Origin of the sequence: Pseudomonas sp. LFS044 (assembly GCF_047978245.1) — a bacterium.
Lineage (GTDB): Bacteria > Pseudomonadota > Gammaproteobacteria > Pseudomonadales > Pseudomonadaceae > Aquipseudomonas.
Map to the genome: position 1 here is coordinate 54,721 of NZ_JBFPFX010000010.1, position 13,918 is coordinate 68,638.

The window sequence follows — 13,918 nt, forward strand, 5'->3', positions numbered from 1 at the left end:
ATCATGACTCGCATAAATGCACTCACCCTCGATCAGGCGCCTGCAGCAGCGCGTAGCGCCCTGCAGGGTGTCGAGAAAAGTCTGGGCTTTATCCCGAACGCGTTCGCCACCCTCGCCCATTCGCCGGCAGCCCTCGGTGGCTACCTTGCGCTGTCGCAAGTTCTGAACAGGAACAGCCTCAGCCCCGCCGAGCGTGAAGTGGCGGCGCTGGCTGCATCAGCGGTGAATGGCTGTGACTACTGCATCGCCGCCCACAGTTTCTTCGGCGAAAAAGCAGGTTTGGATGCTGATGCGCTGCTGGCTGCTCGTGCCGGCACTCTCGATGGCGTTGCTGCGTTCGCCAGAGCGGTGACGCTAAGCCGAGGCCAGGTCAGCGAGGTGCAGCTGGCGGCGGCGCGGGAAGCAGGGCTGGATGACGTGAAAATCGTCGATGTCATCGCCCAAGTCTCCCTGCTGACGCTGACCAACTACCTCAACAATGTGGCCATGACGGACATCGACTTCCCACCTAACGACAACTAATGAGCAGCGCGAGGCGTCCAGGCACCTGTCGCCAGCGCCTCCCGCCACTGTCACTACGCGCGAGAACGCCTTACTGCAGGCTGCACTCTGAAGCGCGCCTGCACCTTCAAACCGCCCACCCAGGCATAGTCAACCTGCCGCACCGCGCCCGGGTGGGGAACAAACGGCAGGTTATGCCGAGAGCCAGCTCTCAACTTCATCGGAGCCGTACTCGGCTTTCCATTCCTTCAGCAGTTTATGATTACCGCCCTTGGTCTCGATAATCTCGCCGTTGTGCGGATTCTTGTACTGCTTCACCTGGCGAGCGCGACGCGGAGCTTTTTCTGCGACTCCAGGAGCGGCGGCGCGTCGGCTTGCCTGCGGGTCAAGGATGTTGATGATATCTCGGAGGCTGAAGCCGTACTTGGTCAGCAGGTCTCGCAATTTAGTCTCGAACTCAATTTCTTTTTGCAGTTCAGAACTACCTTTCATGGCCTCAAGCTCCGCGAGCTGCGCAGCCAAGGTTTGCTCCAGTTTTCGGAATTCTGCCAAACGAGACATAGGTGACCCTCAGTTGTTTGAAAAGTGGCGCTAGCCTACCGCATAGGTGCTATCAAACCTAATGAATGTGATCGCTCACGCATGACCTAGTTCATTTGCATAGTCGCTGTTGGCATAATGCGGCAATCATCATACAGCCCATGCCTATAGCCCCATCCCACCTGCCTGGCGCCACAAGCGTACTCCCCTCCTCCCCGTCCCCCTGTATGCTGGAACGGCGTCAAGTACGTGGGCTCATCACCAGCGTGATTGACGACCGAGAAGTGCTTTGAATGAGATATTGCCCGACTACAAGGAAGTGATTCCCATGAATACCCGCAATCCCATAATCAGCCTACTGATCTTCCCTTTCGCGCAAATTGCCGTGATCTATGCCACCCAACTAATGTGCCGCGAAATCTGGTCTGCGAATTACTACGTACCTGGGGAGGATGGCGGAGAAGCAGAGCCGGCAATGGCTCTGATTGCCGTTCCGTTGATCCTGATTGCTATCTCATTGCTGCTGGGTAGCCTCACCCTGCTGAACAAGTGGGATGTTACGCGCTGGTTGTCCGCAGTGTTGCGTGTACCACTTGCGGGCATGGCGCTGCTGCTTTCCTTTACTTCGACTGTGTTTTTCATGGGCGAAGCGCTGGCCGTGTTCAGCCATTGGCAGGTCACCCTCGCATGGATGGCTTGGCTGGCAAGTGCCGGGCTATTTGTGATGCACCAGTGGGATCGTTTGAAGCGCTAATGTTGTTTCAAGCAACAAGTAAAAAACTCGGGGCTGCGCAGAAATCCCAGAATGAAAGTGGGCCAAATCCGTAGCCATTGCGCTTGTATTCCTGCCTGCATTCCGAGAACTCCGACATCCTCGCTACCGCCAAGGCGACAAAAACGTTGGGGATAGGCTGCAGCCGATCCGACTATCTCGCCGCCATGCGCGATGAGGAAGCAACTTCTCAAGCTCCGTCTTTGAGGGTGTGCCAATTCAGCAAAACTGCAAAACATACGTTGACACTGCGACCTCAACGAAAGACTATCACGCCGCCCTTATGCGAAGGATTCCCATTAGCAATACGTTTCCTATTGGGAGGCCTGATTTCAACGAACAGGAGTCAATGGATGTCCGCTTGTTTGCCGTCTACCGCTACCAGCATCCGCCGAGCCGCACTGGCGATCAGCCTCTCGAGCTCTTTACTAGCTGCTAACAGTGCCCATGCGCAGGCTATCAGTTACAGCATCCCGGCTGGGTCTTTGGCCACTGCCGTGAACCAGTTCGCGAATGCCAGCGCAGTGGCTGTCAGCTTCAGCGATGAAGAAACTGCCGGTTTGCGCAGCGAGGGGTTGCGAGGCAGTTACGACCTGGAACAAGGTTTCGCTCAACTTCTGCAAGGTAGCGGCCTCCAGGTACAACAGGCGGGTGACAAACGCTACATGCTGGTTCGCCCAAGCCACGATGGCTCGATGGAGCTTTCCGCCACGACGGTTTCCAGCGTCGGGCTGGGTGCCACTACCGAAGGCACCGGCAGTTACACCACGGGCTCGGCCAATACCGCGACAGGGCTACGGCTCTCGGCCCGTGAGACGCCACAATCGGTCAGTGTGATCACACGCCAGCAGATCGAAGATCAGAACCTGAACAGTGTTGCCCAGGTTCTTGAACAAACCCCTGGCGTTGTCGTCGACAGCATGGGCCCGGCCGGTAGTGATGCCAACCATATCTATGTGCGCGGCTTCGAGGTAGGCAGCATTCAGGTGGATGGCATCAACAGGCCCAACACGTACGGGTTCCGGGACGACCTCGCCGACATGGTGTCCTACGACCGCGTGGAAGTGGTACGTGGCGCTACGGGGCTGATGTCAGGTACTGGCGATCCAGGTGCGACGGTCAACCTGATTCGCAAGAAGCCGACGCTGGAAACGCAACGGAAGCTGACCCTCAAGGCGGGCTCTTGGGACGACTACCGTCAGGAACTGGACGTGTCTGGCAAATTGTCCGACAGCGGCAACGTGCGAGGCCGCTTCGTCGCGTCGAACACCAACAGCCAGAGCTATGTCGACCGCCAGTCCTTGGAAAAGCAAGCGTTCTACGGAGTAGTGGAATGGGACATCACTGACAGCACGATGCTGACGGTCGGTGCGGAATACCAGGAGATGGATAACGAAGGCGCTGGTAACCACGGCTTCCCGATGTACAACTCAGACGGTAGCCACTTCAGCCCTTCCCGCTCGTTCAACTCCGCTTCAGACTGGAGTTATCACAAGCGTCGCACCAAGACGGTGTTCACCACCCTGGAGCAGCAGCTGGACAACGGCTGGCAGTTGAAACTCAATGCCGAGCACAACCGGCGCAGCTATGACGACGCCTTCGCAACGGCCGCCAGCGGTACCGTGAACCCAGATGGCAGCGGCATCAGTACCTGGACTGGCCGCTGGGCGGGCGAGCCCCGGCAGACCTCGTTCGACCTGTCAGCCGCAGGCCCGTTTGAACTGTTTGCCCGAGAGCACCAGGCGTATCTTGGGGCCAGTCACTACAGAGCCTATTACCGTAACGCCGGCTACCCGCTGTGGTCTTTCCAGACCATCGACAACATCAACACCTGGGACGGCTCGCTGGCGATCCCGGACGCCATCTACACCAAGTCATCGGAAGATGCCCTGGATGAAACCCAGGATGGCCTAGTCGCCTCGGTGCGCTGGAGCCTGGCCGATGACCTATCGCTGATCACCGGGGCGCGGGTAATCGACTGGCAACGTGATGAAACCTCAACCACCCTCGCCACCGGCGACACCAGCCGCACCTCGCGAAGTGAAACGGGCGTTGTCACGCCGTACCTTGGGCTGGTGTACGACCTCAACGAAAACTGGTCGGCCTACGCCAGCTACACCACCATCTTCAAGCCGCAGAGCAACAAGGATGTCGCAGGCACCTACCTCGATCCTTTGGAGGGCGTGAACTACGAACTGGGCTTGAAGAGCGAGTTCTTCGACAGGCGTCTGACGACTGCTCTCAGCGTATTCGAGGTTCACCAAGACAACCTGGCAGTGGCCGATGGCAGCAACCTGGCACCGGACGGCAATCAGGCCTACCGCGCCGAATCGGGTACCAAGACGCGCGGCTTCGAGATGGAAGTGGCCGGCGAAATCCTGCCCGACTGGCAGGTGTCTGCCAGCTACACCTACGCCGTTAGCAAAGACTCCGATGGCGACCGCTTGAACACTGAGGTGCCGCGAGACACGCTGAAACTGTTCACCACCTACCGTCTGCAGGCCCTGGCGCAGTTGAAAGTCGGTGGCGGTGTGCGCTGGCAGGGTACCGAATACTACAAAGGCGCCGGGCCCAATGACGAGACCTTTACTCAAGCTCCCTACAGCGTGGTCGATCTGATGGCGCAATACGCCTTCACCCCGCAAACTAGCGTATCGCTCAACCTCAATAACGTCTTTGACAAGACCTACTACACCGCCATCGGCTCACGTGGCTGGTATGGCACGCCGCGTAGTGCCACCGCCACATTGGTATACGCGTTCTAAATCAGTACCCTTCGAAGTGATGGTTCCCACGGACGGGCACCATCGTCGCTCCGTTTTCGCAATGCTGCCAACCGTCCACCATCGCGACAATGAGCGGGTGCGCTATCCGCTCAAGATGCTGCAAGCCGCTCGATCAAGGGCAACCCATTAACTTGCGGTCGCGCGAACAAATACCCTTGCATCAAGTCGATCCCCAGCGCCGCCAACGCTTGGCACTCTGCGTCAGTTTCGATTCCCTCGGCGATAAGCGTGATGCCCAGCCGCTCGGCCACCAGGACGATACCGGCGACGATGGCTTGGCGAACCGAATCCTGGCTAATTCCCCTGGTGAGTGCCATATCCAGCTTGAGTACGTCCGGCTGAAACTCCGCGAGTAGATTCAGCCCTGAGTAACCCGAGCCGAAGTCGTCTATCGCAGTGGTGAAGCCCTGTCGGTCGTACTCGTTGAAGATCGCTTTCAAATGCTCGGTATCTTCGATCCGCTCGCCCTCGGTCACTTCGAACATAAGCCGATTGGCGGGGAAGTCGAATAGCCGCGTGGCCTCCAAGGTAGCGCGGATGCAGGTGCTGGCACGATAGACGGCGTTGGGCAGAAAGTTGATGCTCAACTTACAGTCTGCCACCCGCCCCAAGCCCAGCCCTGCCGCTTGCTCGATGGCTTTCACCCGGCAGGCCTGATCAAAGCGGTACAGGTTGTCGGCCGATACCTTGGCCAGGATGTCCGCTGCGCCTTCACCGTTCAGGCCACGAACCAGGGCCTCATAGGCAAAGGGTTTGCCTGAGGGGACATGGATTATAGGCTGGAACGCCATTGTAATATCGAACCCCAAGCTTGCGAGGTCGCGACATTGGGAGCAGCCAATCGCTGCAAAAGGCTGGGGAAAAACAGGCTTGCGCATGAGTGATCGTCGAGGTACGTGAGTGCGGCTGTTTAGAATGCTTGAATACGCCTCATAAGCCAATCTCCGCTCATCCAACCTGGCTCTGGCTGGACTTCCAGGCGGCCATGAGGCAACTTCCGTGTACTTCAGCTTGGCTCTACGCGGTCAAGGCCGGCAGCTGACTTGATAAAAGCCCGGCAGCGGTTGCACTGAGCATCGCTGGGTTCAGCTTGTCTCTGAGTACCCATTTACAGGCCACGATCTCATTGCGAGCCACAGCCCTTTCTCGGTCATCGAAATGGGTGGTGAATACGTGGTGAACGGTCAACCCAACCTGCACGGTGCACAGAGGGAGCAAACCGTGGCCTTTGATGGACGTCTCCTCCTGGAGCTCCCGTGCAGCGGCTGCCACCGGCGACTCCCCAGGCTCGATAGCACCGCCAGGAAAATTCCACTTCCCGCTTTTTTTCCGCACCAGAAGAATACTGCCGCTTCGAAGGCAGATTATCGTTGCCCTAGCCTTGATTTTGACCTTGCGCGCTTTCTTGTCCCGCATGCACTCACTCAGCTCGTCATTAGGTTCATATCCGTCTCGTTGCAGCGACCTGAGACTTGTTCCCTGAAGACTCTTGTTTATGACGACTCGTTCAACATGATAGACACAGCCACAACCCGTGAAGCCATCAGCTGTAAAGCAGAGCGCTTTTTCGGGGGGTCATCCGCAATTCGTCTGGGAGCGATACCAATCAGCGTACGGAGTCTTGATGGCTTTGCGACGGTTGTAGTCAGGGCTGCCATCCGTCCACCACACCGGGCCCCTTTCCCCTAAAGCGACCTTTGCAGCGTCCACCTTGGCTCTGGCGGATCTGAGCTGCTCGGGATTACCCGAAGATTTCGCGGCTCTTACAGCTCGCCGCGCCTCCATCAGCTCGTGCACAAGGCGCTCACGCTCTTCCTCCGATAGCGCTGGATCGCTGCACCGCCACAACTGGCCTTTGACTACAAAATAGCGGCCATCTGGTGTTCTCGGATACATATCGCTGCTCCCATGATGCGCATAGAGGATTTACGACTGCTTCGCAGCCGATGGATCGCGGTCCTCCGGGCATGGATCGCGGTCCCTGTAGGAGCTGGCTTGCCTGCGATCGGCTGCGAAGCAGTCGTAAAATCGGTATCTGCGAAGCGCCAGACAGAATACGCATACAGGGTCTAAACCTGCCCCGCGGCCGGCCGCAGGCAAGCCAGCGTCTACAACTGCCAACCCTAGAAGTCCACCTTGCCCCGCCCCGCCTTGACCGTGCTGCGCCGGGCTTTGCCTTCGAGGCGGCGGGTCTTCGAGCCGAGGGTCGGCTTGGTGGGGCGGCGTTTCTTTTCGGTCTTGCCAGCAGCGATGATCAACTCGGCAAGGCGCGCCAGTGCGTCAGCCCGGTTCTGCTCCTGGGTGCGGTACTGCTGGCCCTTGATGATCAACACGCCATCGGCGGTGATGCGGCTGTCACGCAGCGCCAGCAGACGCTCTTTGTAAAACTCCGGCAGCGATGAGGCCGGGATGTCGAAGCGTAGGTGCACGGCGCTGGACACCTTGTTGACATTCTGCCCACCCGCGCCTTGCGCGCGGATGTATGTCAGTTCGATTTCGGCATCCGGCAGATGTACGTTATTGGAGATGGTCAGCATGACATGGCCCTCGTGATAGTCGCCATTATCACAGCCTTCGCCGCTCTCCCATAGACATTCCACTGAAAGGGTACTTCAAAGCGGTAGGCCCCAGCTCCACTGGTTTCCAAGGCTCGGGAACTGGAGCGCGTACTACCGCCATCGATTACGGCAAGTGCAGCAGCTCAACAGTTAGCGAGCGCCGTCCAACGCGTGTGCACCTGCCACCGAAATCGGGTCATCGTGCGCACCTACCGCAGTGCTCACGCCCACTGCACCGATCACCTTGCCGTCGACCAGTATCGGCTGACCGCCCGCCAGGGTGGTGACGTCCAGCGCCAGCAGCGCCGGGTGGCCGTCGTTCACACGGTTTTCGAAATTGACGCTGGGCGCGCCGAACAGCGCCGAGGCCTTGGCCTTGCGCATGGCAAGGTCTGCGCTGATGGCGGTAGCGCCATCCATGCGGCGGACCACGATGGGGTAACCGGCATTGTCGACCACGGCGATCGTACCGGCCCAGCCCTGTTGCCTGGCGTACAGGTCGGCGGCCTGGGCGATGCGCTCGGCAGCGGCCAGGTCCAGTTGTTTGATCGAAGGCAAGGCCACCTTTTCGGCAGCCTGGACGCCACCGGCGACGCCCAGGGCAAGCACGGCGGACAGCAGGAATCGTGCAGACATGAGGTTCTCCTGAGGATGTTGCGAAAGCGCCCGGCAAGCCGGGTGCGTGGGTAAAGGGCTTTCAGCGCAGCTTGGCCACTTCTGCAGCGGTGACCTGCACCTTGGAATTGCCGAACTGCTTGAACAAGAATGTGCTCAAGGTGGCCACCTGGGCATCGCTGAGGTTGGCGAAGCTCGGCATGAACACCTCCTGGCCATCGACCTTGCGGCGCACCCCGCGCAGCAGCACCGACACCACGTTGGTCGAATCGGTTGCGCCGAGCACACTGTTGCCGAACAGCCGCGGGTACTCGCCCACTCCCTTGCCCGTGACTGCATGGCAGGTGGCGCAGTTGGCGTTGAACATCACTTCAGCACCTAGCGCATCGCTGTTCGGGTCGTACTGCGGATGGCTGGCGCGCAGCGCAGTGGTGCCGGTGTAGGCCTGGCCCTGGCCGGTGCGGGCGGGCTTGCTGCCCGGGTTGCCGTTGGCGGGCAGGTCACGCAGGTAGGCGACCATCGCGTACAAGTCGGCATCGGGCAGGTGATTCAGGCTGTTCTCCACCGCCTCGGCCATGGGGCCGGCGGCGTTGGCCTTGCCGTGCACGGCACCGGTCTTGAGGTAAGTGAACAGCTCGTTATCGCTCCAGGTGCCGACACCGCCTGGCCCGCTGGTGATGTCATAGGCCTTCCAAATCCCCAGGTCGCCGCCCGCCAGGTGTGCATTGCCAAGCCCCTGGATGAAGTTACGCGGGGTGTGGCATTCGCCGCAGTGTTCCAGGCTCTGCACCAGGTAGGCGCCGCGGTTCCATTCTTCGCTCTTGCCGGCTACCGGCAACTGGCGCCCGGACTTGAAGTTCATGAGGTTCCAGAACGCCATGGCCCAGCGCTGGTTGAACGGGAAGCTCATGGTGTTTTCCGGCGGTTTGCTGTCGATCGGCTTGATCGTGCGCAGGTAGGCCACCAGCGCCAGAGCATCGTCGTCGGACATGCCCGTGTACGAGGTGTACGGCATGGCCGGGTACAGGCGCCGGCCATGCTGGGAAATACCGTTGCGCACCGAGCCGACGATCTCGGCGTCGGTGAACGTGCCGATGCCGTTGACCGGGTCCTGGGTGATGTTGGTCGAGTAGAGCCTGCCGAACGGTGTGTCGAAGGTCATGCCGCCGGCGTACGGCTTGCTCGCCTCGGAGGTGTGGCAGGCCACGCAGTCCGAGGCCAGGGCCACGGCGCGGCCGCGCTCGACCAGTGCCGCACCGCCCTGCCCCGGCTTGGCCACCGGCATGTCGATCTGCGCTTGCTGCCAGATCACGCTACCGGCGCCGATACCTGCGGCGACCGCCACGGCAAGGCCGGCCCAGGCCAGCGCCCGCCGGCGTGCGCGCGCTTTGATCGTTCCTGTTTTCATCAGCATGCGTAGGTCCTCACACCGAAGCCTTGATGATGCTGTCGGCGGCCAGCAGCGACAGCGCCACCCCGGTCAGCGTCGAGTTGACCAGCGCGGCGGTGGGCATCACGCCGGTTCCGCCGAAGTACAGGTTCTCGTGGTCGTGGGCCTGGGCCAGCTTGTTGCACACCGAGGTGTGCGGGTCGCTACCCATGCTCAAGGTGCCGGTGATGTGCTGGCTGTTGGTGTACTGGCCGCGCTCGGAGAACTTCACCTCGGTGCCGCCAGAGGCCTTCACGCAGTCGGCAAAATGCTCGCGGCAAACGTCGTAGCCACGGTGCACGTACTCGGGGAAGCGGTAGTGGACCTCCATCTTGGGGATGCCCCAGGCGTCCTTCTGGTCGCTGAGAACGATGCGGTTTTCCGGGTCCGGCAGCATCTCGAACATCGATTTGAGCAGCACGAAGCGTTCTGCGTCGCGCTTGATCTTGTCGTTCAGTTCGTTGCCGTAGTAACCCTGGGCCACGTACTTCTCGGTCAGGTAACGGGTCGGGTTGTCGTTGTGCACGTCGATGCGCAAGGCCGAACGCTCGCTGCGAAACGCGCCGTCACGGGTGTTGTTGATGCTGCCCGGGCACATCGGCCCACGCCCCACGTACAGGGGTTCGCCGGCCAGGTACTCCACGGCACTGGCCGGGTGATCCATCAGGCGGCGGCCAACCTGGTCGGTGGCGTTGGCCACGCCGTTGGGGTTGCGCTCGTCCTTGGACATCAACAGGATCTTCACGCTTTCCATGGCGTTGGCGGTGAGCATGAAGTGCTTGCCGGTGACCCGATGAATCTCCTTGTTCTGGTCGATGAAGTGGGCGGCGACGATGCGGTTGCCCTCCCCGGTCTCGAGCTTGAACACCACCGCGTTGCTGATCAGGTTCAGCCCCAGGCCCTGGGCGCGGCGCACCGACATGCTGCCGTTGTACTGGGCACCAATCGGGCAAATGGGCATGCAGTTGTTGTTGCCGCAGCACGCCGGGCGATCGTCGTAGGCAGTGCTGTTGCGCGCCTGGGGGCCAGGCAGCAGCTCCAGGCCAACCGATTGGTAGCGCTGGCGCAGGCGCTCGAAGGCGTAGGGCAGCGGCAGCACGTCCATGGGGTATGGCATCGAGCGCGGCGAGCCGTAGTCACCGGCCAGCGCACCGCCGCCGGACACGCCCATCTCGACCTCTGCTTCGCAGTAGTAGGGTTCGAGCTCGTCGTAGCTGATCGGCCAGTCCACCGATTGGCCATACAGGGACTGCATGCGGAAGTCGTTGGGGATCAGCCGCCAGGCTTGGCCGGCCCAGTGCCAGGTGGTGCCACCGACGCCGCGGATGTACTGCGCGGTATAGGGTGCCGGGCCCTTCTGGATCAGGTAGCCGTTGTCGTGGGGGACGAAGTTCGGGTGTGGCGCCCATGGCATCATCGGGTACGGCGCCATGTGGTTGTTCTTGTACGCGCCATTGCGGTAGTTGGACACCAGCATGCCTTGGTCCAGCGGTGCGCCGGCCTCGAGCATCAGCACCGACAGGCCCTTGCGCAGCAGCTTTACGGCAGCGGCGCCGCCAGCGGCACCGGCGCCAATGATGACCACGTCGGCCGACATGGGGGTGGAATTCGAATCAGGCATGGCGTTCGGCATCTTTTTGCAGGGCGTAGGCAGGAGGATTGACCCAGAAGTTAGGGCTTCCGGTGCAGTAGCTCGGGGGCTCGACGAAATCGGACACGGCCTGGTACGCCGCCACGCTCTCGAACGCCACGCACTCGCGTGCCCCTTCGGCATCCTCGACGGTGCCCAGGTACAGCGCGGTATTCATGCGCAGGAACAGGTTCTTCAGGGCCGGGTCTTTGCTGGCCAGTCGTTGCAGGCGCTCGGCCGGGGTGTTGGGCGCCGACAGTTCCGGTAGCGTTGCCAGCAACTGCTCGACCAGCGTGTCCAGGCCTGGGAGCGTCGACTGTAGTTTGTGGTGAACCAGGTTGATCAGCTCGCGATCGACACCGATCTGGCCGCAGAGCTGGTCTGCGAGAGCGATGAATGGGGCCGGGGCAACAGGGACTTCGAGTGCGCCACCGGCCGCCAGGGCCTTGGGCAGAAGTGTGGGTGCGCCCAGCGTCAGCAGCATCATGCCAGCGCCGCTGGAGACAAAGAATTCTCGTCTACTAAGCATGGGAAGTACCAATGAATGGAGAGCTGCCCAAGAGGGATGGCACAGTGCCCCCCTGCAAGGCGGCGCCACCCTAGCACATGTTACTAAATGTGTAGTTAATTTTTAACGGCGTTGAAACGCCCTTTCTAGAGCGGTTTAGTGCATTTATCTGCGACTTAAGGTGAGTGGTTTTTCGTGGATAAATCAGCTAGCCCCGGGGCTTCTGTGGCTTGAGGCTCAATGTTTACGGCACTCAGGAAAAAACTTGGGATCCAAAACTGACCGCCAACGCCGCGTCCGATAAACGCACACTTTCGTGACGGTGACTGGCCACAGCGGCATGTTCTACAGCCGTCCGGGGCGCCGATTGGCCCGCTATGATGATAGTGCGTTGTCTGTAGGAGCTGGCTTGCCTGCGATCGGCTGCGAAGCAGTCGTAAATCCTGAATCCGCATCCTGTCTGGCACTACGCAGATACCGATTTTACGACTGCTTCGCAGCCGATCGCAGGCAAGCCAGCTCCTACACTGACGGCGATACACAAGTGTTGTACAACCCTGGCGCAGGGTCGATACCACTGACATCCATGTAAAGGAGTTATCCATGTCAACGATTTACCCCAGCATCGATCCTGAGGGGCTGATCGAGTACTCGGTGGTCTACACCGACCGCTCGCTCAATCACATGTCCCAGGCATTTCAAGGCGTGATGAAGAACATATCCAGCACCCTGAAACAGGTGTACAGCGCCCAGGCTGTTGCGGTGGTGCCAGGCAGCGGCACATTCGGCATGGAGGCAGTGGCCCGGCAGTTTGCCACGGGCCAGCAATGCCTGGTGATACGCAACGGCTGGTTCAGTTACCGCTGGAGCCAGATCCTTGAGATGGGCAACATTCCGGCGGCCACCACGGTGCTCAAAGCCCGGCCGATCGACTCGGGTCGCCAGGCAGCGTATGCCCCACCCCCTCTTGACGAAGTTGTGGCAGCCATCAAGGCGCACAAGCCGCAGATCGTGTTCGCCCCCCACGTTGAAACTTCGTCAGGGATTATTCTGCCCGACGACTACTTGCGGGCCGTCGGCGACGCCGTGCATGCGGTGGGTGGCTTGTTCGTGCTGGACTGCATCGCCTCCGGCACAGTCTGGGTCGATATGCACAAATGCGCCGTGGACCTGCTGATCAGCGCACCGCAGAAAGGCTGGAGCGCCTCCCCTTGCTGTGCCCTGGTGATGTTCAGCGCGCTGGCCCTCGAGCGTATCGAGCAGACACACAGCAGCAGCTTTGCCTGCGACCTGAAAAAGTGGCTCCAGATCATGCAAGCCTACGAACAGGGCGGCCATGCCTACCACGCAACCATGCCCAGCGACTCGCTCGCGCGCTTCAATGATGTGATGAAGGAGATGCAAGCCTACGGTTTCGACAAGGTCCGCAGCGAGCAACAGGCGCTGGGCGATCGGGTGCGCGCCATGCTGGCCGGCAAAGGCATCAGAAGCGTGGCGGCTGCCGATTTTCAGGCGCCTGGCGTAGTGGTGAGCTACACCGATGATGCAGGCATCAAGACCGGCAAGAGATTTGCCGACCACGGCCTGCAGATCGCTGCCGGGGTACCGTTGCAATGCGACGAGCCTGCTGATTTCCAGACCTTTCGCATCGGTTTGTTCGGGCTCGAAAAACTGCACAATATCGAGCGCACGGTCAGCACCCTCGAGCAGGCGTTGGACGAAGTCTTGGGGAAATAAGGCATCAGTTTAGCCGCAGCAGCGACGCAGCTTGGAAGTGGGCTGCGTGCTGCTGGGCCACGAGCCCTACGTCGCCTTGACCCACTGGCCAGCAAAACAGGAAAAACGCATGGTCTCGTTCGATCTTCAACGCATGCTGCTGGGCGACCTGCCCTTGACCTTTCTTCTGGAGGTCGCCCTCAGGGTCTTCGCAGCCTTTGCTGCCGTCTTCTTCTTCCTCAAGTTCAGTGGCCGACGCGGGATCAAACAGCTCTCCCGCTTCGAGCTGGTCGTTATTCTCACACTCGGCTCCGCTGCCGGCGATGTGACGTTCTACGAGGATGTTCCGCTGCTGCCCGTCGCGTTGGTGTTCCTGACCCTGCTGCTGCTGTATCGGGGGACGGTCCACCTCATGAAGCGCAGCAAGACCTGCGAAGCCTGGATTGATGGGTTGCCCATCACCGTGGTGAAAGGTGGAATGTACGAGGTTCATTCCCTGCGCAATCTGAATATTTCCGCCAATGAGCTGTTCATGGAGCTGCGCCAACGCGGTGTAGAGCATCTGGGGCAAGTACGTTTGGGCCTGTTGGAAACCGATGGCGAGCTCAGCTTGTATTTCTATGAGCCCGAGGACACCAAGCCAGGGCTGTCAGTGCTGCCTTTCGAACATCGCCCGGAATACACCTCCCCGCCCTCTGCCGGCCTCTACTGCTGCGTCAGCTGCGGTTTTCCGACCTACCAAGAGGCGCAAGGCACGGCTGCATGTGAGCGTTGCGGCCATGGCGTCTGGTCTCCAGCGCTGAGCACAGCTCGCAACCGTTAGCGGTCACGCTGGCGTACACACCGCCCAACCGCCTGCCCAG

General features: G+C 60.4%; 14 protein-coding genes. 5 read left to right on the top strand and 9 right to left on the bottom strand.

Going from position 1 to position 13,918, the window contains the following annotated elements; translation table 11 throughout:
- The first annotated feature begins 3 nt into the window (after window positions 1-3).
- Complete coding sequence (locus ACNQPL_RS10900; protein WP_416466694.1) at window positions 4-522, top strand: carboxymuconolactone decarboxylase family protein; 519 nt, start codon at window positions 4-6, stop codon at window positions 520-522.
- 171 nt (window positions 523-693) lie between these two features.
- Here ACNQPL_RS10900 and ACNQPL_RS10905 read toward each other — a convergent pair whose 3' ends face one another.
- Window positions 694-1,062, bottom strand: a complete 369-nt coding sequence (locus tag ACNQPL_RS10905; protein WP_346613370.1) for a histone-like nucleoid-structuring protein, MvaT/MvaU family — start codon at window positions 1,060-1,062, stop codon at window positions 694-696.
- Between the two features lie 307 nt (window positions 1,063-1,369).
- Here ACNQPL_RS10905 and ACNQPL_RS10910 point away from each other — a divergent pair, with 307 nt between their 5' ends.
- Together ACNQPL_RS10910 and ACNQPL_RS10915 are read left to right on the top strand one after the other, a co-directional pair.
- The gene (locus ACNQPL_RS10910) at window positions 1,370-1,795 is read left to right on the top strand and encodes a hypothetical protein (protein ID WP_416466695.1); all 426 of its coding nucleotides are present in this window, start codon (window positions 1,370-1,372) and stop codon (window positions 1,793-1,795) included.
- Window positions 1,796-2,166: 371 nt separating this feature from the next.
- A complete protein-coding gene (locus ACNQPL_RS10915; RefSeq protein ID WP_416466696.1) occupies window positions 2,167-4,578 on the top strand; it encodes a TonB-dependent siderophore receptor in 2,412 nt (803 codons plus the stop codon).
- A gap of 110 nt (window positions 4,579-4,688) precedes the next feature.
- Here ACNQPL_RS10915 and ACNQPL_RS10920 read toward each other — a convergent pair whose 3' ends face one another.
- The 8 genes from ACNQPL_RS10920 to ACNQPL_RS10955 form a co-directional block, all read right to left on the bottom strand.
- A complete protein-coding gene (locus ACNQPL_RS10920; protein WP_416466697.1) occupies window positions 4,689-5,477 on the bottom strand; it encodes an EAL domain-containing protein in 789 nt (262 codons plus the stop codon).
- A 139-nt stretch (window positions 5,478-5,616) separates the two neighbouring features.
- A complete protein-coding gene (locus ACNQPL_RS10925) occupies window positions 5,617-6,015 on the bottom strand; it encodes an NUDIX domain-containing protein (RefSeq protein ID WP_416466699.1) in 399 nt (132 codons plus the stop codon).
- A gap of 159 nt (window positions 6,016-6,174) precedes the next feature.
- The gene (locus tag ACNQPL_RS10930) at window positions 6,175-6,495 is read right to left on the bottom strand and encodes a hypothetical protein (RefSeq protein WP_416466701.1); all 321 of its coding nucleotides are present in this window, start codon (window positions 6,493-6,495) and stop codon (window positions 6,175-6,177) included.
- 227 nt (window positions 6,496-6,722) lie between these two features.
- Window positions 6,723-7,136 carry an alternative ribosome rescue aminoacyl-tRNA hydrolase ArfB gene (gene arfB, locus ACNQPL_RS10935; RefSeq protein ID WP_346613376.1) on the bottom strand — a complete coding sequence of 138 codons (414 nt, stop codon included), beginning with the start codon at window positions 7,134-7,136 and terminating at the stop codon, window positions 6,723-6,725.
- 171 nt (window positions 7,137-7,307) lie between these two features.
- A complete protein-coding gene (locus ACNQPL_RS10940; RefSeq protein ID WP_346613377.1) occupies window positions 7,308-7,793 on the bottom strand; it encodes a heme-binding protein in 486 nt (161 codons plus the stop codon).
- A gap of 61 nt (window positions 7,794-7,854) precedes the next feature.
- A complete protein-coding gene (locus ACNQPL_RS10945; RefSeq protein ID WP_416466702.1) occupies window positions 7,855-9,186 on the bottom strand; it encodes a cytochrome c in 1,332 nt (443 codons plus the stop codon).
- A gap of 10 nt (window positions 9,187-9,196) precedes the next feature.
- Window positions 9,197-10,822: a GMC family oxidoreductase gene (locus ACNQPL_RS10950; protein ID WP_416466703.1), complete on the bottom strand. Its 1,626-nt coding sequence runs from the start codon at window positions 10,820-10,822 to the stop codon at window positions 9,197-9,199.
- A complete protein-coding gene (locus ACNQPL_RS10955) occupies window positions 10,815-11,360 on the bottom strand; it encodes a sugar dehydrogenase complex small subunit (RefSeq protein ID WP_346613380.1) in 546 nt (181 codons plus the stop codon). Before ACNQPL_RS10955 ends, ACNQPL_RS10950 begins: the two co-directional genes overlap by 8 nt.
- Before the next feature lie 582 nt (window positions 11,361-11,942).
- On the opposite strand from ACNQPL_RS10955, the gene ACNQPL_RS10960 reads away from it, so the two are divergent.
- Together ACNQPL_RS10960 and ACNQPL_RS10965 are read left to right on the top strand one after the other, a co-directional pair.
- Window positions 11,943-13,076: an aminotransferase class V-fold PLP-dependent enzyme gene (locus tag ACNQPL_RS10960; RefSeq protein ID WP_416466704.1), complete on the top strand. Its 1,134-nt coding sequence runs from the start codon at window positions 11,943-11,945 to the stop codon at window positions 13,074-13,076.
- A gap of 109 nt (window positions 13,077-13,185) precedes the next feature.
- Window positions 13,186-13,878 carry a DUF421 domain-containing protein gene (locus ACNQPL_RS10965; protein WP_416466705.1) on the top strand — a complete coding sequence of 231 codons (693 nt, stop codon included), beginning with the start codon at window positions 13,186-13,188 and terminating at the stop codon, window positions 13,876-13,878.
- The last annotated feature ends 40 nt before the right edge of the window (window positions 13,879-13,918 follow it).

Excerpts from the sequence above, each read along its gene's own strand:
- arfB (WP_346613376.1), bottom strand. The coding sequence starts at position 7,136 with ATGCTGACCATCTCCAATAACGTACATCTGCCGGATGCCGAAATCGAA.
- ACNQPL_RS10960 (WP_416466704.1), top strand. The coding sequence starts at position 11,943 with ATGTCAACGATTTACCCCAGCATCGATCCTGAGGGGCTGATCGAGTAC.
- ACNQPL_RS10930 (WP_416466701.1), bottom strand. The coding sequence starts at position 6,495 with ATGTATCCGAGAACACCAGATGGCCGCTATTTTGTAGTCAAAGGCCAG.
- ACNQPL_RS10915 (WP_416466696.1), top strand. The coding sequence starts at position 2,167 with ATGTCCGCTTGTTTGCCGTCTACCGCTACCAGCATCCGCCGAGCCGCA.
- ACNQPL_RS10905 (WP_346613370.1), bottom strand. The coding sequence starts at position 1,062 with ATGTCTCGTTTGGCAGAATTCCGAAAACTGGAGCAAACCTTGGCTGCG.
- ACNQPL_RS10965 (WP_416466705.1), top strand. The coding sequence starts at position 13,186 with ATGGTCTCGTTCGATCTTCAACGCATGCTGCTGGGCGACCTGCCCTTG.
- ACNQPL_RS10940 (WP_346613377.1), bottom strand. The coding sequence starts at position 7,793 with ATGTCTGCACGATTCCTGCTGTCCGCCGTGCTTGCCCTGGGCGTCGCC.
- ACNQPL_RS10910 (WP_416466695.1), top strand. The coding sequence starts at position 1,370 with ATGAATACCCGCAATCCCATAATCAGCCTACTGATCTTCCCTTTCGCG.
- ACNQPL_RS10950 (WP_416466703.1), bottom strand. The coding sequence starts at position 10,822 with ATGCCTGATTCGAATTCCACCCCCATGTCGGCCGACGTGGTCATCATT.
- ACNQPL_RS10900 (WP_416466694.1), top strand. The coding sequence starts at position 4 with ATGACTCGCATAAATGCACTCACCCTCGATCAGGCGCCTGCAGCAGCG.
- ACNQPL_RS10925 (WP_416466699.1), bottom strand. The coding sequence starts at position 6,015 with ATGCGGGACAAGAAAGCGCGCAAGGTCAAAATCAAGGCTAGGGCAACG.
- ACNQPL_RS10920 (WP_416466697.1), bottom strand. The coding sequence starts at position 5,477 with ATGCGCAAGCCTGTTTTTCCCCAGCCTTTTGCAGCGATTGGCTGCTCC.
- ACNQPL_RS10945 (WP_416466702.1), bottom strand. The coding sequence starts at position 9,186 with ATGCTGATGAAAACAGGAACGATCAAAGCGCGCGCACGCCGGCGGGCG.
- ACNQPL_RS10955 (WP_346613380.1), bottom strand. The coding sequence starts at position 11,360 with ATGCTTAGTAGACGAGAATTCTTTGTCTCCAGCGGCGCTGGCATGATG.